At 61.4% G+C, this 25347-nt stretch carries 20 protein-coding genes; 12 read left to right on the top strand and 8 right to left on the bottom strand.

Annotated elements, in window-relative coordinates; all coding sequences use genetic code 11:
• Nucleotides 1-4 precede the first annotated feature (4 nt).
• The 11 genes from PspS35_RS29860 (at nt 5) to PspS35_RS29810 (ending at nt 9118) form a co-directional block, all read left to right on the top strand.
• Nucleotides 5-622 (top strand): phosphodiesterase, encoded by a 618-nt coding sequence (locus PspS35_RS29860; protein ID WP_159937944.1) that lies wholly within the window; start codon nt 5-7, stop codon nt 620-622.
• A 4-nt stretch (nt 623-626) separates the two neighbouring features.
• Nucleotides 627-1280 carry an HAD family phosphatase gene (locus tag PspS35_RS29855; protein ID WP_159937943.1) on the top strand — a complete coding sequence of 218 codons (654 nt, stop codon included), beginning with the start codon at nt 627-629 and terminating at the stop codon, nt 1278-1280.
• Nucleotides 1268-1999, top strand: a complete 732-nt coding sequence (locus PspS35_RS29850; protein WP_159937942.1) for a glycosyltransferase family 2 protein — start codon at nt 1268-1270, stop codon at nt 1997-1999. Before PspS35_RS29855 ends, PspS35_RS29850 begins: the two co-directional genes overlap by 13 nt.
• Nucleotides 1996-2322 carry a hypothetical protein gene (locus PspS35_RS29845; RefSeq protein WP_159937941.1) on the top strand — a complete coding sequence of 109 codons (327 nt, stop codon included), beginning with the start codon at nt 1996-1998 and terminating at the stop codon, nt 2320-2322. The genes PspS35_RS29850 and PspS35_RS29845 overlap by 4 nt, the downstream gene beginning before the upstream one ends.
• A complete protein-coding gene (locus tag PspS35_RS29840) occupies nt 2319-4094 on the top strand; it encodes a hypothetical protein (protein ID WP_159937940.1) in 1776 nt (591 codons plus the stop codon). Before PspS35_RS29845 ends, PspS35_RS29840 begins: the two co-directional genes overlap by 4 nt.
• Complete coding sequence (locus PspS35_RS29835; protein WP_159937939.1) at nt 4091-4708, top strand: hypothetical protein; 618 nt, start codon at nt 4091-4093, stop codon at nt 4706-4708. Before PspS35_RS29840 ends, PspS35_RS29835 begins: the two co-directional genes overlap by 4 nt.
• A 148-nt stretch (nt 4709-4856) precedes the next feature.
• Nucleotides 4857-5018, top strand: coding sequence for a hypothetical protein (locus PspS35_RS29830; RefSeq protein WP_159937938.1), 162 nt, complete (start codon nt 4857-4859; stop codon nt 5016-5018).
• Nucleotides 5018-6496 carry a GMC oxidoreductase gene (locus PspS35_RS29825; RefSeq protein ID WP_159937937.1) on the top strand — a complete coding sequence of 493 codons (1479 nt, stop codon included), beginning with the start codon at nt 5018-5020 and terminating at the stop codon, nt 6494-6496. The genes PspS35_RS29830 and PspS35_RS29825 overlap by 1 nt, the downstream gene beginning before the upstream one ends.
• Complete coding sequence (locus PspS35_RS29820) at nt 6493-7497, top strand: WavE lipopolysaccharide synthesis family protein (protein ID WP_159937936.1); 1005 nt, start codon at nt 6493-6495, stop codon at nt 7495-7497. Before PspS35_RS29825 ends, PspS35_RS29820 begins: the two co-directional genes overlap by 4 nt.
• 60 nt (nt 7498-7557) lie before the next feature.
• A complete protein-coding gene (locus PspS35_RS29815) occupies nt 7558-7980 on the top strand; it encodes a hypothetical protein (protein ID WP_159937935.1) in 423 nt (140 codons plus the stop codon).
• Nucleotides 7981-8002: 22 nt separating this feature from the next.
• Nucleotides 8003-9118, top strand: coding sequence for a glycosyltransferase (locus PspS35_RS29810; RefSeq protein WP_194241875.1), 1116 nt, complete (start codon nt 8003-8005; stop codon nt 9116-9118).
• A gap of 25 nt (nt 9119-9143) precedes the next feature.
• On the opposite strand, the gene pbpC is transcribed toward PspS35_RS29810, so the two are convergent.
• The 8 genes from pbpC to PspS35_RS29770 form a co-directional block, all read right to left on the bottom strand.
• Nucleotides 9144-11441, bottom strand: coding sequence for a penicillin-binding protein 1C (gene pbpC / locus PspS35_RS29805; RefSeq protein ID WP_159937934.1), 2298 nt, complete (start codon nt 11439-11441; stop codon nt 9144-9146).
• Nucleotides 11422-17226, bottom strand: coding sequence for an alpha-2-macroglobulin (locus PspS35_RS29800; protein WP_159937933.1), 5805 nt, complete (start codon nt 17224-17226; stop codon nt 11422-11424). Before PspS35_RS29800 ends, pbpC begins: the two co-directional genes overlap by 20 nt.
• Nucleotides 17227-17431: 205 nt before the next feature.
• Nucleotides 17432-18364 carry a phosphatidate cytidylyltransferase gene (locus PspS35_RS29795; RefSeq protein WP_159937932.1) on the bottom strand — a complete coding sequence of 311 codons (933 nt, stop codon included), beginning with the start codon at nt 18362-18364 and terminating at the stop codon, nt 17432-17434.
• A gap of 1 nt (nt 18365) precedes the next feature.
• A complete protein-coding gene (locus tag PspS35_RS29790; RefSeq protein WP_159937931.1) occupies nt 18366-18986 on the bottom strand; it encodes a lysophospholipid acyltransferase family protein in 621 nt (206 codons plus the stop codon).
• A 9-nt stretch (nt 18987-18995) separates the two neighbouring features.
• Complete coding sequence (locus tag PspS35_RS29785) at nt 18996-19439, bottom strand: hypothetical protein (protein WP_159937930.1); 444 nt, start codon at nt 19437-19439, stop codon at nt 18996-18998.
• Nucleotides 19429-20727, bottom strand: coding sequence for a phosphatase PAP2/dual specificity phosphatase family protein (locus tag PspS35_RS29780; RefSeq protein WP_159937929.1), 1299 nt, complete (start codon nt 20725-20727; stop codon nt 19429-19431). The genes PspS35_RS29785 and PspS35_RS29780 overlap by 11 nt, the downstream gene beginning before the upstream one ends.
• 2 nt (nt 20728-20729) lie before the next feature.
• Nucleotides 20730-22484, bottom strand: coding sequence for a bifunctional alpha/beta hydrolase/class I SAM-dependent methyltransferase (locus tag PspS35_RS29775; RefSeq protein ID WP_159937928.1), 1755 nt, complete (start codon nt 22482-22484; stop codon nt 20730-20732).
• 10 nt (nt 22485-22494) lie between these two features.
• Nucleotides 22495-23112, bottom strand: a complete 618-nt coding sequence (locus PspS35_RS29770; protein WP_159937927.1) for a CDP-alcohol phosphatidyltransferase family protein — start codon at nt 23110-23112, stop codon at nt 22495-22497.
• Between the two features lie 318 nt (nt 23113-23430).
• On the opposite strand from PspS35_RS29770, the gene PspS35_RS29765 reads away from it, so the two are divergent.
• Nucleotides 23431-25335, top strand: coding sequence for a protease modulator HflK (locus tag PspS35_RS29765; protein WP_159937926.1), 1905 nt, complete (start codon nt 23431-23433; stop codon nt 25333-25335).
• Nucleotides 25336-25347 lie beyond the last annotated feature (12 nt).

Genomic DNA, 25347 nt, shown 5'->3' with positions numbered 1-25347 from the left:
TGTCATGCAGATTATCAGTCACCGCGGTTATTGGCTGCAAAAGCCCGAGCGTAACCAGAAAGCCGCCTTCGAGCGTTCCTTCGACCTGGGCTTCGGCACGGAAACCGATGTGCGCGACATCGGTGGGCGCTTGGTCATTTCCCACGACATGCCCGACGGCAGCGAAATGCCGCTGGACGAACTGCTGGCGATCATGGCCGGGCGCAACCTGCCGCTGGCCATGAATATCAAGGCTGACGGACTCTGCGCCCCGCTGAAGGCGGCGTTCGACGCCCATGGCCATAGCAATTGGTTTGTCTTCGACATGGCCGTGCCCGATATGCGCAGTTACCTCGCCAGCGGTGTGTGCACCTATACCCGCCAGAGTGAGGTCGAGCCGGTTCCGGCTTGGCTTCATGAAGCCGACGGCGTTTGGCTGGATAGCTTCGGTGCTGAGTGGTACTCGCCCGGCCAACTCGCCGACCTGCTGGGTCAGGGCAAGCAGGTCAGTGTGGTGTCCTCGGAACTGCACGGTCGCGAACATTTGCCCTTGTGGCGACTACTCGCCGAATTCCAGGGCTCCCACAACCTGACGTTATGTACCGACCTGCCTGAAGCAGCTCGCACTTTCTTCAAGGAATGACATCATGATTAAAGCCGTGATTTTCGACATGGACGGCGTGTTGATCGAAGCGAAGGACTGGCATTACGAGGCGCTGAACAAAGCGCTGAACCTCTTCGGCCACACGATCAGCCGCCACGAGCACCTGACCACCTATGACGGTCTGCCAACCTCACGCAAGCTGGACATACTCAGCCTGGAGCGTGACTTGCCTATCGAACTGCACCCCTTCATCAACGAGATGAAGCAGATGTATACGATGGAAATCGTCTATGCACAGTGCAAGCCGAGCTTCATTCACCAGTACGCGTTGTCGTCGCTCAAGAGCCTCGGCTACAAGCTGGCAGTAGCCTCCAATTCGATTGCCAACACGGTCGAGGTGATGATGGAGAAGTCGCGCCTGGATCAGTATCTGGACCTCAAGTTTTCCAACGAAGACGTGGAACACGCCAAACCTGCCCCCGACATCTACATCAAGGCCATCGAGTCCTTCGGACTGCTGCCGCAAGAGTGCCTGATCGTGGAAGACAACGAGAACGGCATTCGTGCCGCGCGTGCTTCCGGTGCTCACGTGCTGGTTGTCGAGGACGTCAATGATGTGAACCTGGACAACATCACTGCCCGGATCGAGCAGATCAATAAAGCGTCAGAGCAGGAGAAATTGTTGTGCGCAAGTTGAACGTCATACTCCTGGCCGGGGGCGATACCGCTTCGGTCATGGCCGAAAGCAACTACCCGGGCTACCTGTCGGAGCGTGACGGCGTTCCGTTGATCCAGGACCTGGTTGAAAAATGCCTCGAACTGCAACCTTCCAGCATCTCCTGCATGCTACCCAAGGCAGACGTGGCCAAGTATCACCTGCGCAACATGCTGCAGCAGATGAGTCCAATTGCCTCTATTCACTCGGTCCATGCGTTGACAATGGGTGCGGCCTGCACCGCACTGTTGGCGGCCGAGAGCATCGACAACGACGACGAACTGCTGATTCTCAGCTGCAACGAACTGCTCGACGCGGCGCTTGGCGACATTGTCGAAGACTTCCGTAGCGATGAGTGCGATGCCGGCGTAGTGGTCTTCAAGTCGTTGCACCCGCGCTACTCGTTCGTGCGCAAGAATGAGCACGGTTATGTGGTCGAGGCGGCTGAGAAAAACCCCATCAGCAACCATGCCGTGGCCGGCCTGTACTGGTTCGCCAAAGGCTGTGTGTTTGTCGAGGCCGTGAAGGAAATGATCCGCAAGGACTTCAAGGTCAACGATGCGTTCTACATTGCACCGGCACTCAACGAACTGGTGCTGCTGCACAAGAAGATCGGAACCCACCGCGTGGATCCGAGCCAGTACCACCCGCTCAAGAGCCATCACCAGTTACATGCGTTCGAGAATGTAGGTCCAAGATGAACTCCGCCAATCTGAAAGACATGGTCAAGGGCTGGTTCGTCGGTGGTTTCACGCCTACTGCATTCAGCACACAAGCCTGTGAAGTTGCCGTCAAACCTTACTCGGCGGGTGATGCTGAGGCGGCTCACTATCACAAGATCGCCACTGAAGTGACGCTGATCTTGTCCGGTGAAGTCCAGATGTGTGGCAAGACCTGGGGCGCCGGCGAGATCGTCGTGCTGGAACCAGGCGACATCACGGCCTTCAAGGCACTTAGTGATGCGGTGACCGTGGTGGTCAAAGTGCCGGGCGCGCTGAATGACAAATATGTCGTAGAAGAATGAAAACGATAGAGCTGCAACATGATCCGAAGCTGGGCTACCTCGCGCCCAAACAACTGCGCGCGCTCCCGGCCGACCTGAGCATGATGGAAGGCAACCAGACGTTGTTTTCCTTCCGTCGCTTCGAGCAAGGCCGCCCTGATATCACGCTCAAAGGGCTGCATGCAGCAAAACGGCCGCTGGATATCTATGGTCCCGGGTCGTACTGCTTTTACGGTGTGCAAAGCGACTCACAACTGAGCCCCTTGCTGTTGTGGGACGCCGCGCACTTTCTGGCAGTGGGCGAAACACTCACCGTCATTGAAGACTCCTCGGTAGACAGCTACCTGGACCGCGCCTACTTCAACACGGCCATGGTCTGCGTCGAGCGTAGCGCCGACCGCGTGGTTTACCGCAAGGCCGGGTTGCTGCCGGCACAGACAGACGATGATCTGGACAGTTGGACCTTCGGTATCCCGGTGGGCCCCGAAGATGCCACGGTGCTCAATGCCGTCGTGCAGCGCATTCTTGAACTGGATATCCCCAACAAGGAAATCCTTCTGTGTGGCACGCCAGGCAAGAACTTCCGCTATTTCGATCAGGTGCGCATCGTGGGGGAAGACATCACCGCGCCACCCGTGCAGATCTGCAAGAAGAAGAACCGCATCGCCGATGAAGCCCGCTATAACAACTTGGTTATCTTGCATGATCGGGTGTTCTTGCCGACGCACTTCGGCGAAATGGTCCGCCGCTTCGGCCCACGTTACCCGTTGATGACACTGCAAAGCCTGTTCTTCGACAATGTGCGCAACGTCGGGCCGCGCCGCTATTCAGATTACGGCATGGCGATGGGTGTGATCGCCGAAGGCATGAAAGGTATGCATCGACGCGACAACGAAGTGGTCAGCATCGCCCCGGCGCTGTTTGCGGAAATTGAACGTACCGGTTTCTGTTTTGCGAGCCCTGTGCGATACGCCAAAGACGCCAGCTACCCCACCGGCAGCCTGTACATTTGTCGCAAGGAAGTGTGGCAGGCGTTCACCCTTGACGAGTCCCTGCTGTGGGCCGAGTTCGAAGATATCGAACATGGCATTCGTGCATCCAAGGGCGGCGTGCCGACGCGGGTCAATCCGTATGGCATCACTCAATCGGTGACGTCCAGGGCACTGCTCGGTGCTGAATCGCCCGTCGAATCCTGCAGCGGTCGCTATGGCCGCACAGGCCCTTCGCAGTTTTCGTTCTTGCGCAAGAAACCGCTGATTCGCATGTCGGCAAACGAAGCGCTTATCCGCTTGCAGCGGTTTGCCAATAAGTATGCGATGGGTGACACGGTCCCTCATATCCCTACCGGCTTGAAGGTTATCAGCTCCCGGGCCTGGCTGAAGTTGGTGGACGAAGTGGTGCAGGGCTGTGGTTTCGGCAATAACCTGGAATCCGTGACGATGTTCATCCGCGATTTTGAGAAATGGGTGCTCCTGGACCAATTGCCCAACACCATGGTCGAGTCGATTGCTTTCCAGTTCATGGAGAACCCCCGCGAGGCGAAGCGCAACCTGGTCTACGGCAGCTCCGAGTTCCGTAACATGCTGCGCCAGCGCCCGCTGCAAAGCTGGTTCTATGAAGGGTTGGAGGACTACTTCCATCCTCGCCTCCTGAGCGTGCCTGGAACCTTGCTGTCGGCTATTAGGCTGTACCGTCGAAACGGCGAGGTTTTCTATTTTTCGGGCTTTCGTGAGTGCGTGCGCGCGATCTACAACTCCACACCGTTCCAACGCTATGTGGAGCACAGGAAATGAACATTTTTCTGATTTCCCAAGAGGCAGCGCACGGCCAGCAAGTGCAACTGGTGACCTTCCTGTCACAGGTTGAACAGCCGTCCTCGTTGCTCACCCAGATCGTGGTGATCGATGAGTGCACATGGTCGGTGCCCCAGGTACAGCCTGCGCCGACCGTCAGAGCGTTTGTGCTGGATGATTTCCTGCACGACAAAGGCAGTGTCAACAATGGCGAGTTTGTGTCCGATGCCAATGTGATCCGTTCAAAACTGGGGGCGGCTTGCGAGTCATGGTTGTTGATTGATTTCGGCCTGCACGAACAACTGGTCATCAAGGACTTCATCCGCAAGTTGGCGACGTTCACGTTTTTGTCCAACGCCCTGCGTGACAAACACATTGTGCTGTTGATGCCGCGCCTGCAACTGGGCCACATGGCACGCCAAGTCAACGGCGTGTTCAACAGCACCTCCAGCGGTGGCAACGCTGCGCAGGATGCGGATCGCTACCAACTGTTCCTGCTTTCTACCATATTGGAGAAAGCCCTGTTCAGTTCGCCGTTTATTGCGTGGCCGGTTTCCAAGTTGCGCCAACTGGCCCGCTTTTTCTACCAACGCATCGTCCGCGTGAGATCGTGAGCCGATGAAGCGTAGACAGTTCGTTGCGGGGCTAGGTGTATTCGCGAGTGGCGTAGCGCTAGGGGGCTGGCTGGGTCGCCGATCGATGGTCAAGAGCGTTGATTTTCGTGCGCTCCAGCAGGGCAATTCGCAGGTGAAATTCCATCACATGCCCCCCGATCTGCTGATCAAGCTTTATTCGCGCAACCTCAAGGATGAAGACCGAGAGGCCATCCTCCACCATCTGGTCCACCACAACCGTTCATTGTTCGTGGTAGAGCCCTATACCCGCACGTTGGGTACGCCCGGTTTTTATAGAGTTACAGGCTAATGTTTGTTGAAACACTGATTATCGGCAACGGCTTTGCCGGACGTACCGTTGCGCATGGTTTGACGGGCCCTTGCCTCATCGTTGAACGCGGTGAGAAGTTCAACATCTTTGAACGACGCGCTCGATTCAACGCCATGGAAAAAGCCGACCGCCACGATGCGCTGATTCGCCGTTCCTATGAGTCCGTGCACGCCTTCAATATGCCCGAGGAGCTACCGCCCGATTGTGCCTCCGACTACATCCTGGTCGATGGCGGCTGTTCCAACCACTGGGGCGGGTTGAGCTTCCGGCTTTCTGCGTCGATGTTTGACCAGACGGCCGATGGGTTCCGTTGGCCATTCGACTTCCAAACGTTGCAACCTCATTACCGCAATGCCGAGCGCCTGCTGCGCATCAGTGCTGACCCCCGTGACCCCGACGAGCGCAACTCGCTGTCCGAAATCCAAGGCACGCATCGTTGGCACCAAGCCTTGTCGCCTTATTTTCCGCAAGCCTATATCGGTGCGCAGGCGCACAACCTGTCCGTGGAAAACCTCGATGGGCAAGGCCTCTGCATGGGGGCGGGCGACTGCGAGTTATGCCCGATGGACGCCAAGACCCGTTCACTGCATATCCGCAACAACGCACAGGTGATGAACGAGGTGCTGGTCGATCATTTGCGCTTCGAGGACGGCAAGGCCGTTGAGGCGATCTGCCAGACACCCAAGGGGCCTCTAAGTATTCGTTTCAATCGCGTGGTCATTGCGGCGCACGGCGTAGAATCGTTGAAGCTGCTGTGGAAAAGCAACTTGCCGCCGCAAACCCCGAAGGCGTTCATCGGGCGTTACTGCCAGGACCACGCGGTTGCCGAACTGGCCTGTCACTTGCCTAAGGCGAAGATCCCGTTCTTCCAGGTCAATACCGCCGCGCAGGTGGTGATCCCGGAGCTTTCTGGTGAACTGGATGGCATCGAGTACACCACGCTGGGCCTGATGACATCGGCCAGTAATGCAGCCCTGGCCGGCGCGCTGGACCTGAAAAAGATGAACAGCTGGGCGGTACAGGAATCGGTTGAAGAACTGGCCGGCACCCTGAGCTTGTACATCCTCTTGGAAATTCCGCCGCAGTGGGACGTTTCGCTGTTCTATGAGGGCGGTGCCGTACGCATGGACACCGACGGCTACCACGGAAATAAACACCGCTACGATGCGGTAATTGCCGCGATCTACGCAAAGATGGAAGCACTTGGGGTGTTGCCCGTTCGTGAAGCCGAACAAGCACATTATCAAAATGCCTTCGGGACCCATCACCTCGTGGGCATGTTGAACATGAGCGCGGGTGACAACGCGGTGGTCGATAAGGACTTTCGCGTCAAGGGCACTGAAAACGTCTACGTCGCCGGGTCTTCGTTGTTTCCGCGCTGCGGGTCACGCAACCCGACAGTGACGGTCGTCGCCCTTGCCCTGATGTTGGCGAACACCTTGAACGAACGCGCATGAGCATCGACGCAGGCAGGCTCTCGGTCATTCTCCAAGGCCCTCTGCGGGACGGCGCGGTGGATATCGCCGCGCGCGCCATACAGTCGGTGCGCCACTACCTGCCTGGGGCGCAGATCATCCTATCTACCACGGATGACCGCACCGACGTGGCCTATGAGGGCGTGCAGTGCGTCGTCGATGCGTCGCCCAGGCATTTCGACGACGTCAACGGCAACCTCAATAACGTCAACAAACTCATTGGCTCCGTCGCCAATGGCATGGCCCTGGCGACGCGGGAGTTCTCACTCAAACTGCGCACCGATCACGTGCTGTGCAGCGACGCGCTGCTGACGCTGATGGGCGAGGAGCAACCCGCAAACCTGCTGGGCGCAAGGATTGGCGTCTCTAACCTGTTCCTGCGCAATCCGATCAAACTCTGCTACCTGTTTCACCTGAGCGATACGCTGCAGTTTGGTCGCACTGATGACCTTCGGCGGCTCTGGAGCATCGGTCCGCTACCGGCTGAATTTGTCTACCTGGCAGGCGGCCCTCGGATCAATCCGATCGGCACGTTCCAGGGCTACACCTCTTTCCGGCTGCTGCCCGAGCAGGCCATCCTGCTGCGCTTCATACAAACCTGCGGCGTGGCGCTGGACCTTGAACATATCTCGGACACCCGCTTCGCTGCGTTCTGCGCATGGGAAGACCTGCTGCTGGACAATTTCGAAGTCCACGACTGGCAGAGTCTCGGCGTGACACCGCCAGCGCGATTCCTCACGGATCCTTACGCACCCGAAACGATCCTGACCGCAGATGACCTCAGCACCCTGCGCGCTCGTCGTTCGGGGCGGCACAGGGTGGGACGCTACCTGCACTTGTTGCTCAATAAATACGCGCTCTGCTGGTTTCGTCGACGCTGGCTGGTGTCCGCGTCTTCGCTGCTGTTGTTCTCGTTTTCGCCGCGTATTGCCGTGGCGGCGCGTGATCGGTATCGGCGCCTCTGCGGTGCGGGACGTACCTGAGTACACGTCACCATGATCGACAAACCTATTCTTTCCAATCCTCACAAGGAGTATCGCCGCATGAACAAGATGTTCGTCGTTGGCGCTGTATTGTTGACCCTCGTCGGCTGTGACAAAGCCACCACGCCGGCACCTCAGGCCACGGCCAAACCAATGGCGGTCAATGTCCCGCAACAGGATGGCCAATACCTGCGCTTCAACCAGTTGCCCGACGGAGAGACCCGCCTTGAAGCTCACCGCGTCATCGGCAAGGTGAGCAAGGTCATCAGTGGCTATCCAGGTTTCAACGCCAAGATGAACACCTTTCCAGAGGTCAGCCCGCTGATCGTGCGCATCAAGGATTGTGGCGTGATCACCTTCTCGAAAGTCGACGACAATCCGAAGGTGCTGACGGCTGTGCGTACCGACACAAATGGTTTCAACGCTCAATGTCCGATCCAGAAAGTGGATGGGTTGTGGACCAAATTGTCGGTAAAGGGTTGATGCGGTCGGGAGCGCTTTTTTCGTGAGAGTTTTGCACTTCTACAAGACCTTCGGACCTGACCAGTTCGGGGGCGTTGAGATGTTCATCCGGCACCTGACGGATGCGACAGCGGCCCAAGGCTATCAGAATACGGTGCTCTCCCTGGCAGATGAGCCACTGCCACCCCAGCAAACGCCCAGCTACCGCATGTACCAGTCCCGACAGAACCTCAACCTCGCCAGGACGGGGTTCTCTTGGTCGGCGTTTGCAGACTTCGCCCGTTTGGCGCAGGAGGCTGACGTCATCCATTACCACTACCCCTGGCCGTTCATGGACTTGGTTCACCTGGCCAAAGGGCTGCGTAAGCCGAGTGTGGTCACCTACCACTCCGATATCGTGCGCCAGAAAGTGTTGCTACAGGTCTACCGACCGCTGATGCATGCGTTCCTCGGGCGGGTCGACGCGATTGCGGCGACCAGCCCCAATTACCTTCAAAGCTCAACGGTGCTGCGGCGCTACCAGGACAAGGCCCAGGCGATTCCCATCGGCCTGGCTCAGTCTCTGTACCCGGAGCCGGACGCAGCTGCGGTGGCAGATTTGCGACGGCGGTATGGCGAGCGTTTTTTCCTCTTTGTTGGCGTTCAGCGCTACTACAAGGGGTTGCACTACCTTCTGGAGGCCATGAAAGCGTCGCCCTGGCCCTTGCTGATCGTCGGTGCTGGCCCGTTGGAGCAGGAACTCATGCGCGTCGCCGCCCGCCTTCAACTGACCAACGTGCACTTCCTCGGAAGTGTCGATGAACAGGACAAGGTCAACCTGATGCAGGCGTGCTACTCAGTGGTGTTTCCCTCGCACCTACGTTCAGAAGCGTTCGGTATCGGCTTGCTGGAAGGCGCGATGTTCGGCAAACCGTTGATTTGCTGTGAAATAGGCACAGGTACCAGCTTCATCAACTTGCACGGCACCACCGGTATTGTCGTGCCGCCGATGGATGCTGGCGCCTTGCGCTTGGCCATGCAGACGCTCTGGGACAACCCAAACCTTGCGCAGCGCTACGGTGAGGCGGCTCGAACGCGCTATCTCGACGTGTTTACCGCACAAAGTTTGGGGCAGGCCTATTCCGAGCTCTATACGCAGGTGGTTTCACGGCATAAGTGATATTGCCAGTTGGATCAGCGGTTGCTCATGGCACAAACTCCACCCGCAACCCCCGACTCGCACTCCTCCCCTGATCATCACTGACCCTTAACCGATACTCCCCCGACTTGCCTGGCCGCCAGTTCAGCGTGGCTTGTGGCGGGCCTTGGCCGATCAGGGTTTGGTCGGCGAACCAGTACAGAGTCGCCGCATCGCTGGCGGCGTTGGCGTTCAGCGGGATGCTTTCCTGGGGTTGGGACAGGCGCAGTTGGTAGCTCACTTGGGTCAGCGGTGAGCGAATCTGCGGTGCCTCGCTCTGGTCGGTGATGCGGTTGGGCTGGCAGTTTTTCATCACGTTGGGCGGTGTGCGGCGGGGCAGGCCGGCGGCGCGGTACAGGCGTTGCACGTCGCTTGGCCAGAATTCGAAGACTTCCTCGCGGGTGTATTGCGCTTCGAACGGTGGGCACGCGGCCTTGCCGGTGCGGGTGTCGATCAGCACCGGGCGGTGCAGGTTGGACACGCGAATCGGCGAGACGCCGGGGATGTACCAGGTCTTGCGGGTTTGCGGGCACCAGCGGTTGGGCAGCTCACCGGAGGCGGCGCAGACATCGATGCGCACCAGGCCGGCGGGCGGCTTGTCGGCCTTGATCGCGACGTTGGGCAAGGCAAGGGGCAACGCGTCGGCAATGCGAAAGAACAACGGTGCGGCGGTCTTGGCGCCGATAAACGCCGGGTTCGGCCGCCCATCGAAGTTACCCACCCACACCACCAGCACATACGGGCCGACCAGGCCGGCACTCCAGGCATCGTGGAAACCCCACGACGTGCCGGTTTTCCAGGCGGTGCGCCAATGGCGGCCAGGCAGGCCATCCGGACGCGGGTTGCGCCGCAGCATGTCGCGCACCATAAACGCCGCCTGGGGCGTGAGCAATTGCGCGCCGGTGGTTTGCGGCTGTTCCTGCAAGTAGCGCAACGGCCGCAGATGCCCGTCGCCCGCCAGCATCACGTACAGGCGCGCCAGCTCCTGCGGGGTCATCTCGCCGCCGCCAAGGGCCAGCGCCAGGCCGTAATGGCTTTCGTCGCGCAGGCCTTTGATGCCGGCGCGTTGCAGCAAGCCGTATAGAGAAGGCGATTTGACCTGGCTGGCCAGCCACACCGCCGGGATATTGCGACTACGGATCAACGCATCCCGCGCCGTCAGCGGGCCGACAAAACTGCCGTCGAAGTTTTCCGGTTGGAAGTAGCCGAAGTTACTCGGTAAGTCCTTGAGGATGCTCATAGGGTGGATCACCCCTTGGTCCAGCGCCAAGCCATATAAAAACGGTTTGAGCGTCGACCCCGGCGAGCGCCGCGACAGCACGCCGTTGACCTGCCCGTGGATGCCTGTGGATAAGTAATCCGCCGAACCCACAAGGGCCTTGACGCTCTGGTCGCGGCTGTCGATCAGGATCGCCGTGGCGTTTTCCACACCGGTGCTGCGCCGTTCGGCGATGAATCCGCTGATCAAGCGCTCCAGCAACTGCTGCAAAGGCAGATTAAGGGTGCTGTTCAACTCGTTACTGGCTTGGGATGCCAGCAATTGTTCGCTCAGGTGCGGCGCCAAAAAAGGAATCTGCTGGCGGTTGCGGGCTTGCAGGGGCAAGTCCAGCAAACTGTCATTGCGCGGGTCTTGTGGATAAGTCGCACGCCAGTCATTCATCAGGCGCTGCCGGGCGTTTTGCAGCGAAGGCCCGAAGCGCGCCCGCCGGCCCGGCTGTTGTGGGATCACCGCCAGCGCCAAGGCTTCGGACAACGACAACTGCGCCGCCGACTTACCGAAGTAAATACGGCTGGCCGCTTCGGCCCCTTCGATATTGCCGCCCATGGGCGCCAGGTTCAGGTAGGCCTCAAGGATGTCGTGCTTGCTGTAGCGCGCTTCCAACCACAACGCCAACGCCATCTGTTGCAATTTGCCGGGCACTTGGCGGGTGTTGAGGTCCCACAGGCGTCGCGCCAGTTGCATGCTCAAGGTCGAGCCGCCCTGGCGCTGGCCGCCGCTGTAGGTGGCCAGGGCCGCCCGCAGCAGCGCCGGGGGATTGATCCCCGGGTGCCAGTAGAAGTTGCGGTCCTCTTTGAGCAGCAGGGCCTCAACCAACGACGGCGAGATGCGCTCCAGCGGTAGCCACAGGCGGTATTGGCCGTCATCCGCCAGGGTCATGCGCAGCAACGAGCCATCGTCGGCCAACACCACCCGCGACGAAGTGACGGCCTGTTCCAGCGGCGCATGGGGCCATAGCCGCAGCCCCGCCAGTACACACGCCGCTGCCAGCAGTGGCGCCAGGCGTTTAAGGTTTGGTAATTTCAAGCTGGCCTACTTTGCCGCGCCCTTGCAGGGTGGTTTCGTACATGCCTTCGGCGTAGGCCGGTGGCGTATTGAACGTCCCTGCGTTGGTGGCGCGCACGCGGTACACAAAAGTGCCTACATCACGCAGCGCAGTGCCGTACAACACCACCCGATCATCCCGCACGTCCACGTAGTCTGGCTGCCAGTTGCTCAACTCGGTTTCGCCGATGGGGGCCTGCCAGGTGTCGGCTTCTTCTTCGCTGGCTTCTACGTACTCGGATTCTTCGCCCTCGCTTTCCTCGCTGCTCGCGGCTTGCGGCTCCGGCGGCAAGTTATACAGAGGCTCGACACCGCCGGGCAGCAAGTCGACCACAGCCACTTGCTGCACCTGGTCACGGTCGGTCGCGCGCAGGCGCAAGCGCACCAGGAACTCATCGCCCACGGCCACCTTGCTCACCGGCTCGCCTTTGAGGTCGAGGTATTCGTGGATGATTTCCAGGCCGTTGTTGATGGCTTTGAGCTTGGCGCCCTTGTCAAAACCGGCTTCGCTGAGCATATAGAACGCCGCCGGGCCATCGGATTTTTCCATCACCAGCTTCTGCGTGGCGCCTGGTACAGCGGCGCGCGGTGGCTGGCCGGCCATCTCCAGCAATTGTTGCTGCTTGTCGCCCAGCCACGCGGTGGCCTTGAGCGTCATGTCGCTTTGCGCACGTTGGCCATAGTTGTCCAGGGCGCGCAGCAACAGCGCAGCCGAGAGCGAGTTGTAGCGCTGCTCGTTGAGGCGTTTGCCGAGCTTGTCCAGCAGCGCCGTGGGCACGTCATCCATCAGTTCCGGGAAGTGGCGCGCCAGCAGGTGCAAGTGTTCGGCGTCGTGCACCAGCGGGTCGTAATACAGACCGTCGCTGTCCCACTTATCCACCAGCGAACGCCACGGAACTTTGCGCAACAGCGTATCGGCCTGGCGATCCTGCTTGAGCAGCTTGTAGCTGGCGGCCAGGTAAGCGGCGCCCAGGTCGTTTTGCCAGCTGTCCTTGAAGTAACGCTCGTAGCGCTCGCGGATATCGCTCAGCGCGCCGCTCACCAGAATCCCCTGACGGCTCAGCAGGTAACTGGCGTAGGCACGGTTGCGCAACTCCGACAGGCCTTCGCTGGGGCCGTTGGCCAGATCTGTCAGATACGCGTTGGAACGCACCAGCAGGTCTTCCGGCACTGGCAGCCCGCGCTCCTTGGCTTCGATCAGGAAGTCGGTGGCGTAAAGGCTGGCGTACGGCGCCACGTCCGGGTTGGCCGCCCACAAACCAAAGCCACCGGCCTGGTTCTGACGCTGGCGCAGCATGCGCACCGCGCTGTTGAAGGCTTGCTCAGCCTCGGGTGCGGTGCCGCCCCAGATCAAGGCCGGCATGGCCTTGGAGACCAATTGCTCGGTGCACGCATAGCCGTAGTCATCCAGGTAGTGCTTGAGGCCGTTGGCCCACACCAGCGGCGAGGCGGCCACGCCCAGTTGCACATCACGCAGTTGGCTGAACAGTTCACGGGTGGGCTTGAGCTCTTTGCTGGCGCTGTCGAAACGGCCCAGGCTCAGTGCCACGCGATGCTCGCTCAATGGCCGGATCGAGGTGGTTTCTGCCACCTGGATCCGCTTGCCATCCGGCAGCACCGCGACAAAACGCAGGTCCGCCGAACCGAGTGTGTCGCCGACCTTGATCTTGAACTCGGCAGTGCCTTCCTTGCGCGGCTGCAGCGACAGGGTGCTGCCCTTGTCACCCTGCACCACGAGGCCGGCGCTGGTCTGCACTTCAAACTTCACATCCGCCGCTGCATCGAGGTTGCTGAAGACCCCGGCGCTGACGTTGAACACATCCCCCGGCGCCACGAAGGCCGGTACGTTGGGCGTGATCACAATCGGCCCGCGCACGTCGGTCGTGGCCTCGCTGACGCCCACGCTGTCGGTATCCACCGCGACGGCAAACAGGTGCAACTTGCCGTTGAAGCTGTCGGGCACCTGGTAATGCAGCACGGTCTCACCGGCCGGCAAATCCACCAGCCCGGACCACCAGGCCACGGGCGGCTGATGTTTACGCTTGAAGGGGTTCAGATGACTGGCCAGGGCGCCTTCCGTATCGCCACCCGGCGCTGCCCCACTGAGCAGGCGGCTGAATTCCGGCAGGATCAGGTCAAGGATCTGACTGGTGCCGACTTCCAGCGCACGCTTCTGGAAGAAGAAGCCCAACGGGTCCGGCGTTTGATAGCGCGCCACTTGCAGGATGCCTTCATCCACCGCGTAAACCACTGCGCGGCCCGGCCGGTCGGCGTTGACCTTGATGTCCAGGGTCTGCCCCGGCTCGATCTTCGCCGGGCCTTCGACCTTCAGTGCCATGCGCCGCGCATCCAGGTTGATGCTGAACGGCACCACCCCGTAGGACAGCGGGCTCATATAAACCTCGGACGAGCCGATGTCCCGCACGAACTGCACGTTGACGTAGGCATTGCCCTCAAGCCCCGCAGGCACGCGGATATGTTGCACGCTGTTGGTGCTGTCGGCCTTGAACCACTGCTGGGTGTAGACCTTGTCGCGCTCGATGGTGATCAAGCCCGCGCCGGTGTACGGCGCGCGAATACTGATGGCGATCTCATCACCGGTGGCGTAGCTGCGTTTATCCAGGCGCAGTTGCAGCTCGGCGTTACGCTCCAGAGAGCGCGAGGTGTTGCCGCGCCCGGCCACGCTGTAGTCGATCTGGTTGAGCAGGTTGCCGTTGGCGTCCTTCACTTGCAGGGTGAAATCCCCTGGCGTGCCGGTGTTGAGGGTCTGCTTGGCGCCGTCCTTGGTCATCACCAGCGGTGAAGCCGGTTGGTTGATGTTCTTGATGCGCGACTCGTACTTGTAGGTGCCGTTGGATTGCTTCACCAGCACCGACACATAACGGTGCTCGACCACTTCGCTGGTCAGGCCATCCACCGCAAGCGGCGAAAGGTCTGGCGCGACGGCCAGCCACTGCACCTGGCGTGGCGCATCCTTGGCAACGTACGACAGCGAGTCCTGACTTTTCACACCCACCAGGTACGGCGCGGACGACACCAGCAACGCACTTTGCGCCGCCACGTTGCGGCCACCTTCGGCCTCGAACACCTGGGTCATCACTTGCAAGCGATAGGTGCTGTTGGCGAAACGTTGCAGGTTGAGGTCGAGCACGGCCTGGCCGTTATCGTCCACGCTGGTTTCGGCCAGGTCTTCGGTGCTGGCGTCTTCCAGGGAATCATTGAGGCGGAAGCGGTAGTCGGGGTAGCGGTCGAAGGCCGCGAGCGTCGGGCTCAGGGACATTTTCGCGGTGACGCGACGGCCCGACGCCGGGGCGCCGAACAGGTGCATCGCGGTGACTTTAGCCACCACCTGGTCCGGGGGAATCCAGCCCGGCACCGGGGTGTCATGCAGGCTCAGGCTGACCTTCATGCGGTCCGGCTCGAAGTCGCGGACCTTGAAGCTGACACTGCCCAGGTCGGTGCGGGTCTGTTTTTGGCCAATCAACTGCAACGTCGCGGTGTACTCCCCGGCGGGGGCGACTTCGCTGCTGGGGAAATCAAAGGTTTCAAACCCGCTCGCGGACAGCTTCAGCGGCTGGCGAATCACTTCCAGACCACGTGGGTCGGTGATTTGCAGTTCCACCGGCAGGCCTTGTAGGGCGCCTTTCCAGTTGCCGCTGCGCACGATCATGCCCAGGTGTGCGGTTTCACCAGGCCGGTACAGGCCGCGGTCGGTGAACAGGTAGGCGCTGAGGCGATCAATCGCACCGTCTTCTTCCAAACCGCCTACATCGAAGCGCGACAAGTCCAGCTGCTGGGACTGACGGGCAATCGGCAGGAACGACTGGTCGTTACCGCGACTGACCACATACATCAGCGGCGTTTTCTCACGGCGCAGTTCATCCAGCTTGGCGAAATGCACATGGCCTTCGCCGTCGGTGTGGCCGCTGCTCACCGGCAGACCGTTGCGACCGATGATGTCGACTTGCGCGTCGGCCACCGGCGAACCATTACCGATGGACTGCACATACACATCATGGCTGCCGTCGCTGGAGCGCTTGGCGATGATGCCCAGGTCAGTCACCACGATAAACCGCAGGTCGCTGGTGCTGCTGCGGTCGTAGTCGAACGTACGCTCGGCCGGTTCATCCTGTGGGCTGAGCTTGAGCACAAAAATGCCGCGACGGCCGCCGTTGGCGGTGAGGTAGTGGCTCAAGTCCACGTTGTCGTAGACGGTTTTGGCTGGGTCATTGGATGACAGCGTAATGTCCAGGGACTGACGCTCGACCATGCGATCGAAGTACTCATTGCCGAAGTTCGGCCGGGCAAAGCTGCCGCTGCTCTGGTCCACCAAGTGCTGCAATTGGTTGGGCAGCAAGCGGGCGATTTCCACGTGGGCGCCGGGCACGCCACGGGCCATGAAGCCCAGGCGTTTTTCGCCGGTGAGGCTGAGCAGGGCGCCGTCAGACAGGAACTGCAAGGTGCGCGGATACGCCGGCATGCTCACCAGCGACGCTGTAGGATTTTTTGCCAGATAGCCGCCGATGGCTTCCAGGTTGGCAGGCACGCGCACATACAACGCACGGCCGGCCGGGGCCTTGAACTTGAAGGCGTGCAGGGTGTTGAGCGGTTCGACGCTGGGTACGTGGGTCAGGTTGACCTTGGTGCTGCGGGCGAGCAGGGCGTCGTCGATGTCGTTGGTGGTGTAAGGGCGCGTGTCGTCCTGGGCTTTTTCCGGCAACAGCCAGGCCTGGACCTTACCGGCAATGGTGTCATCGGCTACGGCGCTGGAACTGCTGAACATCAGCACCGGCTCAGGCTCGGCGCGTTCGTTATCCACAAAACTGACGTCGGCACCGGTAAAGGTCAGGCGATAGCGGCCGGGTACGGTGACTTCGGCCACCAGTGGCGCGGCGCTGGCATTGCCGCCGTCGCGGGCCTTGATGCCTTCGTCGAGCCTGGCGCTGACCGGCGTGCTTTCCAGCGGCGTGGCCAGGGCGGCAGAGCGTACGTAGGCGTTGAGTTTTTTCTCGTCGAAGGTGATTTCCGGGCGATTGGGCAACTGGGCGTCGCGGTAGGCCAGGCCTTTGCCGAGGGTCACGGTTACACGCTTGCGTAGGTTGTCTTCATCCACCGGGTGGGAAAACCGGAAGGTCGCCACCAGCTGTTTCAACGTCGGGTTGGATGGGTCCTGGTACAACTCGTTGGCGGCCAGGGTGGCGCGGAACGGTTGGGTGGAGAACTGGGTGCTGTACTGATCCAGCAATACGCCGTCTGCCAGCAGGTTTTTCTTGGCCAACTCGAGGGTGTAATGGGCGTCGATGGGCCAGTCTTTTTCCGGCACGAACAGCAGGCTGCGGTCATCCGCCCAGCGCCAGGTGCCCGCGACCTCAGGCTTGAGGGTAATGCCCTCGGTGACAGGTTTGCCGATCGCCGCAAGCGGCGCCACGGACTCAGCGAAGCGCACCTGCAAGTTATCCACAACCGGCGTTGGCTGGGTGTAGTCGGTCAGGTTGGGCTTGTGCAGCGAGTAGCTCGCGGTATGCGGCTGCGGCAGGTTCGAATACCAGTGCCAGCCGTAGAAGCCCGCCGCCGCGAGCAGTACCAGCCCGAGCATCCCGGCAGCCGTCTGGCGCGGGTAAGCGCGGGCTTTACCACCCAACTTCGCCACACCACGGCCAAGAGCCCGCAGCCACAGCGGAGGATGCCATTGGCCGAAAACGGCCCCCACCACGGTCAGAAACACGCCGACAACACGACGGCTGATGGCTTTGAGCGAATCGAGCATGGTGAGCATCCCTGGCTAAGTGCGGCGTATCTTACAGGGTCTTTGATACAAAAGATGACGCCGATATACGCCGCACGGCGGGATCTTTCTGTTGGAACTCAGCGTCTGGTTTAGGGGCTGCTGCGCAGCCCAGCGCGGGCAAGCCCGCTCACCACAAGGGTTATCGGTCAGCCTTTAAGCATCGTTGATGCTGCGAACGGTGGGGTCACGTCCACCAGTAGCGCACCAGGTGGAAGAAGATCGGCGCGGCGAAGCACACCGAATCCAGGCGATCCAGCATTCCGCCGTGGCCTTCGATCATATGGCCCCAGTCTTTAACCCCCCGATCACGCTTGATCGCCGACATCACAATCCCACCGGCAAACCCCAGCAGGTTGATCAACAGCGCAATCAAAAATGACTGCCACGGGTTGAACGGTGTGGTCCACCACAGCGCCGCACCGATGAGCGATGACAGCAAAATCCCGCCGACAAAGCCTTCCACGGTTTTCGACGGCGACAGGTTGGGCGCGATCTTGTGTTTGCCGAACAATTTCCCACACACGTACTGGAGCACGTCCGACAGCTGCACCACGATCACCAGGTAGGCGATCAGCAGCAGGTTGCGGCCTTCGTAGCCGGGGATGTCCAGCGTCAGCAATGCCGGCACGAAAGACACGCAGAACACCGCGATCATCAAGCCCCATTGCACTTTCGAGGCACGTTCCAGGAAGTGCGTGGTGTCGCCGCCCAGGGAGGCGAGGATCGGCAGCAGCAAAAACACGTACACCGGGATGAAGATCGAGAACAACCCGTACCAGTCGGCGTAGATCAGCAGGTACTGCAGCGGCAACGCCAGGTAAAACGCCGCCACCAAGGCCGGGTAGTCGCTGCGTCGGGTCGGGGTGAGGGTGAGGAATTCGCGCAGGGCGTAGAACGACACCGCGTAGAACAACAGGATCAACGCACCGGTGCCGAGCCAGAAGGCGATGCCGATCACCACCACCATGACCCACCAGGCGTTGATGCGGGCGTTGAGGTTGTCGATCACCGCGTTTGGCGTGCCACGGGTGCGCAGTTTGAGGATCAGGCCGATCAGCGAGGCGAGCACCAGGATCGCGCCGATCCCGCCGAACAACATCAGGGTTTGGCTATCCATGTCAGACATGCTCCGGGGCGAGGGCGAGCAAGGCGTCACGTGTGCGGGCCAAGAACAGCGCCTTGTCTTCACCGTCCTCCAGTTGCAGCGGTGCACCGAAGCTGGTGGTGCATAACAACGGCAGCGGCAAGACGCGCCCCTTGGGCATGACCCGGTTGAGGTTGGCGATCCACACCGGGATCAGTTCGGCCTGTGGGTAACTTTTTGCCAGGTGGTACAGGCCGCTTTTGAACGGCAGCAAACCGTCCTCCAGATTGCGCGTGCCTTCGGGGAAGATGATCAGCGAATCGCCGCCTTCCAGGGCAGCGAGCATTGGCTGCAACGGGTTATCCACAGGTTCTTTGCGTTCGCGGTCGATCAGCACGCCGTTGAACACGCGGTTGATGATGTAACGGCGCAGCGCGCTTTTATTCCAGTAATCGCTGCCGGCCACCGGGCGCGTGAACTTGCGCAGGTTTTGTGGCAACGAGGCCCACAGCAGCACAAAGTCGCCGTGGCTGCTGTGGTTGGCAAAGTAGATGCGTTGCACCGGCACCGGCGCGCACCCCAGCCACAGGCTACGGGCGCCGGTGACGGTGCGGGCCATGGAGGTAATCAACGTGGCGACCACGGGTTCGAACATGGGGATTCCTTATCCGGCGAAAGGCAGCCAAGGGCTGGCGAGGATCACGCCCAAGGTCAGCAGCGCTTGCGCGCCCAGCAGCCAGGCTTGTTTGCGCAACAGTTTGAGGGCGCCGCGACGGCGCTCGGTCCAGGGTCGGCCGGCCCGCTTGGGTGATTGCAGGCCGAGGGTTTGCAGGGCCTGGTCGAGGTCGCCGGTGCGCTCGGTGTCACGGGCCAGCAGGGCGAACAGGTCGGCGTCGAAGGCCACGCGCAGCGCCCAGTACTTTTGCAGCAGCCCGAGGATAATCATCCACACGCTGAGCAGCAGGCAGATCGGCGTAACACTTGGCATCAGCAACTGCGCCAGGCCGAACAACACACCGGCCACGGTCAGGCCTGTGGATAACTGATCCAGCGAACGGCCACGACGCAACAGGCTGGCGACAACCTGGAGTTCCATATCAGCAGGCATGGGGTAAACCCTCCAACGCTTCACGGTGAGCGGGGTGCAGGACCACATCGGCCCGCGCTGTACGAATAATAGTCAGCGCTGCGTCCACCGTCGTGGCTCGTCCGCTGTGCAACAGCCAGGCGGCGACAGCAGTGGCGCTGCGTGAGTAACCGAGGGCGCAGCACACCAACAGCGGGCCCTGTGCACGCAGGCGTTCGATGGCTTGGGCTGCTTGCAGGCATTCGGCGGGTGTCGGCGCGATCAGGTCCAGCACGGGGACACACTGGTACGCACGGCCCTGTGGATTAATCGGCAATTCGGCGCACAGATCGACAATGGCGCTGAATGAAACCTGCTCCTTTGCGGTAGGAATTCGCCCCAGCCAAACGTTATCCACAACCCGGTCGGGCTGCGGATGCTGACGCGTCCACAGCCTGGAGTTGATCCAGGCGCCCGCCAGATAGGGCGCATACAACCAGCGAGCGGCGGGTGTGAGCTGGCCGTCGGCGCGCTTCTGGAAACCCGCCGCGCCCAGCACGAAATAATTCGCCTTGATCAAACCCAGGGAAACCGCCGGCCACAGCAGCCACAGCCACCACCCGCCAAGGCTAAATGCCAGGATGATCAACGCCAGCGCGCCCAGGCCGTAACGCACGCCCAGCCGCCAGCGCTTCGTGTCTCGGGTGAGCCGTGCATTCAACAGCGGGCTCGGATGTTCCAGCGGCCACAACCACACGCACAGCCAGCCGGCGAGGGCGCCTGTGGGTAAGTCGATAAAGTGATGTTGATAAGTGGTCAGCACCGAAAGCCCGATCAACGCGAACCAGCCATGCACCAGCCAGCGCCAGACACCTTGGGTATGACGTTGGAACATGACCCACAAGATCACCAGCAGTGCGATATGCAGCGACGGCGCTTGGTTGAACGGCTTATCGAAGCCCGCCAGCACTGCAAACAGCCAGCCAAACACGCCATCCAGCTCCGGCCGCTCGAACGTGAAGCGCAGCGGCCAGATCAGGAAACAGCTCACCGCAATCACTTGGGCACTCAGCAGGCGCAGCGCATGTTGCTTGAGTTCGTGGCGGGTGTTGGGCAGCAGCAGCGAGAAGCCATACAGCAGGTCGATGGACCAGTAGGGCACGATGGTCCAGGCCCAGAACGGCATATGGGTTTCCCAGCCGAACACCAACGTGCCCACGTCGCTGCGCTGGCTGGTGACCCAGGTGGCAAAGCCGTAGGTGCTGAAAAACAGCGGCGCCAACAGCAGCAGCCAAAGGACGGCGGGCTTCAGTAAACCGGGTTCGCGCATGTTCAGATCTTCTGCGCCAGGGACACGGTAAAGATGCCCCACTCATCCACACGTTGGGTGATCTTGCGGAAACCGGCGGCCTCTACCAGTTGGTCCATTTCCGCTTGGCTGCGACGGCGCATCACCCAGGCCTGGCCTTGGCGATGGCTGGTCAATGCGCGGGCGATCAGTTCCAGTTGCGGGTGCCACGGTTGGCCGGTGTACACCAGGTAACTACCAGGTTCGACGGCTTCGGCGAGGCCGGCCAGCGAACCGCCAACCATGCTGTTATCGGCAAACAACTCATACAGCCCGGATACCACCGCCAAGGTTGGCTTGGGTTCCAGCGCGGCTAGATCGGCGCGGTCAAATGCATCGCCTTTGACGAACTGTGCAATATCCCCCAGGCCTTTTTCGCGGATCAGCGCGCCACCGTCGCGCACGTTGATGTCGCTGTAGTCGCGCAGCAGGATCGATTCCGGCAACGGCGACACGCCCTGCAAGGCTTCCAGTATGTAGCGGCCGTGGCCGGCGGCGATGTCGACGATACGCACTTCACGCTGTTCGTCGCGCAACCTGGCCATGGCCAGGCGCAGCAGTTCCTCGACGTTCAGCTTGCGCTGGCGGATGCCGCGCCAGCCGATGGAGTTGAGGTAGTTGGTGTCGATCATCCGGCCCAGCGCGCCTTTGCCGGTAGGGGTGTTGCGGTACACGTAGTCCAGGGTGCTGCCGGAGTCGAAACCGGTGTCGAAGCCCAGTTTCACCCCCTCCGACAGGTTTTTGCCCAGGCCCATGCTGGCGCGGGTCATGCGCCAGTACAGGTCGCGCAGGGAATTGCGCGGCAAGGGCGCGGCGAGGGATTCGGACTCGGCGCAGGTAGCGCCGAGTTTGTCGGCGTCGAGCAGGGAGGCGCGGTCCAGCGGGTGGGCAAAGTTTTGCAGGATAAAACGCCGGGCGCTGCTCACGGCCACGGCGCGGTCGCGTTCACCGAGGGTGTCGTGGAAGAAACCGGGCAGGATGTGCAGCTCTTTTTTCAGGCTGCCGAGGCGGTCGAAAAATTGCTGTTGGGGTTTGCGATGCACCACGAAGTCGGAGCCGGAGATAAGCAGTTGAGTCGGCACCTGGATCGCCTGGGCATCAGCTACAACCCGGTCGGCCGCTTCGTACAGGCCCAGCAGCACATTCACCGAAATCGCCTTGGTGATCAGCGGATCGCTGTCGTAGGACGCCACCCGCTCCGGGTCATGGCTGAGGAACTTGGCCTTGACGTAACTGTTGACGAAGAAATTGCCGCGAAACTTGCGCATCAGCGCCAGCCCCGGACGGGCGAACGGTACGTACAGCTTGACCTTGAACGCCGGCGAGGCGAGCACCAGCGCACGGATTTTCGGCGCGTAATCATGCACCCACGTGGCCGCGATCACCGCACCGACGCTTTGGGCGATGACGGCCAGGTTTTCCTCTTCGATGCCATAGGCGGCGCCGATGTGGTCGCAGAAGGTCTGCACGTCGCGGGCGCTGGTGGCGAAGCTGGGGCTGTCACCGCGCTCACCGGGGGACTGGCCGTGGCCACGGGCGTCCCAGGCGAAGAAGTCGAAGTGCGGCAGGTTCAGCTCATCGACCAGATGGGCGATGCGCCCCGAATGCTCGTGGCCGCGATGGAACAGCACGATCGCCTGGCGTGGCTCGCCATCCACAGGGGAAGTGGCCGGCCAGTGTCGGTAAAAAAGCTCGACGCCATCATGGGTAGTGAAGGTGTGTGCTTGCTGTTCGCGCATCGCAAAATCCTTATGCAGAAGGGGAAGGGGTTTCTTTCAGGCCTTGGCGTACACGGTTGACCAGGGTGTAGGCGAGCAGGGCGGCGACCAGCCACATCACCGTGTCGACCCAACCCGCGCCGAGCCAGCCCAGCGCCACGCCAGTGGCCAGCACGCCGAGTACAAAGGCCCGATCACTTTTGCCCATCGGCCCGTCGTAGCGCCGCGAAACGCCGACCATAGGCCCGAGCACACCGGCGTATTCGCTGAACACCGCGAGCAACGCCACCAGCAACACCGGCGCCAGGCTCACGCCAGGGATCAGCGCAAAGGGCAGGATCAGCGCGCTGTCGGCAATCACGTCGCACAGTTCGTTGAGGTAGGCGCCCAGGCGCGACTGTTGGCCGAATTCCCGGGCGAGCATGCCGTCGATGGCATTGAGGGCCATGCGCGCAATCATCCACAGCGGGATCAGCGCAAACAGCCACAGGTGGTGGGCGAAGCTGGCGATCAGCAGGCCCACCAGCAGGGAAATCACCCCGGCCAGCACGGTGATCTGGTTGGCGGTGGTGCCGTTGTCGTAGAGGCGCTGCACGAGCGGCCGCAGCAGGTTTTGAAAACGCGGTTTGAGCTGATAGATCGAAATCATGGGGGATGACGCTTCCTTGTCCGTGAGCCCGCGAAAAACTGTTTCGGAGTGTGCCGATTAATCACGGCCTTCACCAGTGATGGCGCGTGTTTATGGGGGTTTAGTCACGATCTGCAGCGCGCTGGGGGACAAATGTGGGAGGGGGCTTGCCCCCGATAGCAGTCTGTCAGTTGATGTATGTGCCGCTGACCCAGCGCTATCGCGGGCAAGACCCCTCCCACAGGGGATGTGTGTTGTATTCAAAAGCGGTGTTTACGAACAAAAATTTCACGCTGCGTGTTATATCGTAACGAATTGTGTGCGAGCGGGCGTGTTGGGATGCAAGTGGATCTAGCAGCTGAAGGCGCTTCGGTGGAAGGCCTTCCGCGTTTTCAGCAGGGCATGTTCCATGCCCGTCGGTTGCGCCAGGCCGGTATCAGCCTGACGGTCCTGGCCGTGGGCGGTTGGGTGTTGGCGCTGTTTGTCGCGCTGTTTGCGCCGTTGTCGATCTGGCCGGTGGTGTTGATCAACTGTGCGTCAGCGTTGCTGGTGCTGGTGGCCTGTTTGCAGTCGGCATGGTGGGTGGCGGATTGGCGTGCCCAGGCGTTGGAAGCGCCGGCGGCTCAATTGCCGGTTTATGTAACGGGCCGGTACGCACGCCTGCTGGAGCGTTTTGGCCGGCAGATCGGTACGCCGGTGTTGTGGCTCACAGGGTGGTCGCTGCTGGTGCTGGTCAGCATCATCGAATTCTGGAACCTGGCGCTGCCGGCCGCGGCTGTGGGCCAGTCCGCCAGCATCGGCGCCGGGCTGGGGTTGGCCCTGGCGTTTGGCTTGTTGGTGTTCGAGCGGCGGCTGGCCCAGGAAACCACTGCGCAGTGGCCGGAAGCGTCGCAGTTGGCGCAGTTGAGCCGGGTAGCGATTATGTGCCTGGTCGTCAGCGCGATTTGCCTGCTGTTTGCCAGCGCCGAGTCGGTGTGGCCGTTGCGCCTGGCGGTGCTGGTTGGCGTGCTGCCGGCACTGGTGGCGCTGGAGTTTCTGCTCAGGGCCGCGCTGTCGCTGTTCAGCCCGCGCCAACCGCACCTCGAACCGCGCCTGATGGCGCAAAGCTTTATCGCCGGCCTACTGCGCTGGCCGCCACAACCTTTGCTGGCGTTGCAGCACGAACTGCACAACCGTTTCGGTATCGACTTGCGCCAGATCTGGGCCTTTACCTACATGCGCCGCGCATTCTTGCCGGTGGTGCTGGTGGTGCTGGCGGTCGGCTGGGCGCTGACCGGCGTGCATGAAGTGCCCCTGCAAGGCCGTGGGATTTATGAGCGCTTCGGCAAACCGGTGCAGGTGTTCGGCCCTGGCCTGCATGCCGGGCTGCCGTGGCCGTTGGGCCGTGTGATCAAGGTGGAAAACGGCGTGGTGCACGAACTGGCCACCAGCGTCAGCGAAGCCACCGCGCCGCAGTTGGCCCCGGCCGAAGGCCCGCCGCCGGCCATCGCCAACCGCCTGTGGGATGCCAGCCATGTGAATGACAAGTCCCAGGTCATCGCCAGCAGCAGCGGCGACAAGCAGAGCTTTCAGATCGTCAACATGGATGTGCGCTTCGTCTACCGCATCGGCCTGACCGATCAGGCCGCGCTGGCCGCCACCTATAACAGCGCGGATGTGCCGACCCTGATCCGCAGCACCGCCAGTCGCATCCTGGTGCACGACTTTGCCTCGCGCACCCTGGACGAATTGCTCGGCGAACAACGCACCCGCCTGGCCGATGAAATCGGTCGCGCCGTGCAAGCCGACCTGCAAACACTCGACAGCGGCGTGGAAATCCTCGCCACGGTGGTGGAAGCCATCCACCCACCGGCCGGCGCCGCTAATGCCTATCACGGCGTGCAGGCCGCGCAGATCGGCGCCCAGGCGCTGATCTCCCGTGAACGTGGCGCGGCCAGCGAGCAGACCAACCAAGCCCTGCTGCAAGCCAGCACCGCCCGCGATCACGCCACGGCCACGGCCCATGAAGTGAATGCCGGCGCCCAGGCGGCGAACCTGCGGTTCACTGCCGAACAAAAGGCCTACGCCAGTGCTGGCCAGGCTTTCGTGCTGGAGCAGTACCTGGGCCAACTCAGCCAGGGCCTGGCCCACGCCAAGCTGTTGATTCTGGATCATCGCCTGGGCGCCGATGGCGCACCGACGATCGATCTGCGTTCTTTTACCTTGCCGGCCGATCCCTCGGTGCCGCGTAAAGCCGTTCAATAAGGAGTCTGTCTG

This window comes from Pseudomonas sp. S35 (genome assembly GCF_009866765.1).
In the GTDB taxonomy this organism is placed as follows: Bacteria; Pseudomonadota; Gammaproteobacteria; order Pseudomonadales; family Pseudomonadaceae; genus Aquipseudomonas.
This window is presented reverse-complemented; position numbering and strand designations above follow the sequence as displayed.

What these genes read in the sequence shown, in the direction of transcription:
- PspS35_RS29860 (WP_159937944.1), top strand. Translation starts at nt 5, where the DNA reads ATGCAGATTATCAGTCACCGCGGTTATTGGCTGCAAAAGCCCGAGCGT.
- PspS35_RS29855 (WP_159937943.1), top strand. Translation starts at nt 627, where the DNA reads ATGATTAAAGCCGTGATTTTCGACATGGACGGCGTGTTGATCGAAGCG.
- PspS35_RS29845 (WP_159937941.1), top strand. Translation starts at nt 1,996, where the DNA reads ATGAACTCCGCCAATCTGAAAGACATGGTCAAGGGCTGGTTCGTCGGT.
- PspS35_RS29840 (WP_159937940.1), top strand. Translation starts at nt 2,319, where the DNA reads ATGAAAACGATAGAGCTGCAACATGATCCGAAGCTGGGCTACCTCGCG.
- PspS35_RS29835 (WP_159937939.1), top strand. Translation starts at nt 4,091, where the DNA reads ATGAACATTTTTCTGATTTCCCAAGAGGCAGCGCACGGCCAGCAAGTG.
- PspS35_RS29830 (WP_159937938.1), top strand. Translation starts at nt 4,857, where the DNA reads ATGCCCCCCGATCTGCTGATCAAGCTTTATTCGCGCAACCTCAAGGAT.
- PspS35_RS29825 (WP_159937937.1), top strand. Translation starts at nt 5,018, where the DNA reads ATGTTTGTTGAAACACTGATTATCGGCAACGGCTTTGCCGGACGTACC.
- PspS35_RS29820 (WP_159937936.1), top strand. Translation starts at nt 6,493, where the DNA reads ATGAGCATCGACGCAGGCAGGCTCTCGGTCATTCTCCAAGGCCCTCTG.
- PspS35_RS29815 (WP_159937935.1), top strand. Translation starts at nt 7,558, where the DNA reads ATGAACAAGATGTTCGTCGTTGGCGCTGTATTGTTGACCCTCGTCGGC.
- PspS35_RS29800 (WP_159937933.1), bottom strand. Translation starts at nt 17,226, where the DNA reads ATGCTCGATTCGCTCAAAGCCATCAGCCGTCGTGTTGTCGGCGTGTTT.
- PspS35_RS29795 (WP_159937932.1), bottom strand. Translation starts at nt 18,364, where the DNA reads ATGGATAGCCAAACCCTGATGTTGTTCGGCGGGATCGGCGCGATCCTG.
- PspS35_RS29790 (WP_159937931.1), bottom strand. Translation starts at nt 18,986, where the DNA reads ATGTTCGAACCCGTGGTCGCCACGTTGATTACCTCCATGGCCCGCACC.
- PspS35_RS29785 (WP_159937930.1), bottom strand. Translation starts at nt 19,439, where the DNA reads ATGCCTGCTGATATGGAACTCCAGGTTGTCGCCAGCCTGTTGCGTCGT.
- PspS35_RS29780 (WP_159937929.1), bottom strand. Translation starts at nt 20,727, where the DNA reads ATGCGCGAACCCGGTTTACTGAAGCCCGCCGTCCTTTGGCTGCTGCTG.
- PspS35_RS29775 (WP_159937928.1), bottom strand. Translation starts at nt 22,484, where the DNA reads ATGCGCGAACAGCAAGCACACACCTTCACTACCCATGATGGCGTCGAG.
- PspS35_RS29770 (WP_159937927.1), bottom strand. Translation starts at nt 23,112, where the DNA reads ATGATTTCGATCTATCAGCTCAAACCGCGTTTTCAAAACCTGCTGCGG.
- PspS35_RS29765 (WP_159937926.1), top strand. Translation starts at nt 23,431, where the DNA reads ATGCAAGTGGATCTAGCAGCTGAAGGCGCTTCGGTGGAAGGCCTTCCG.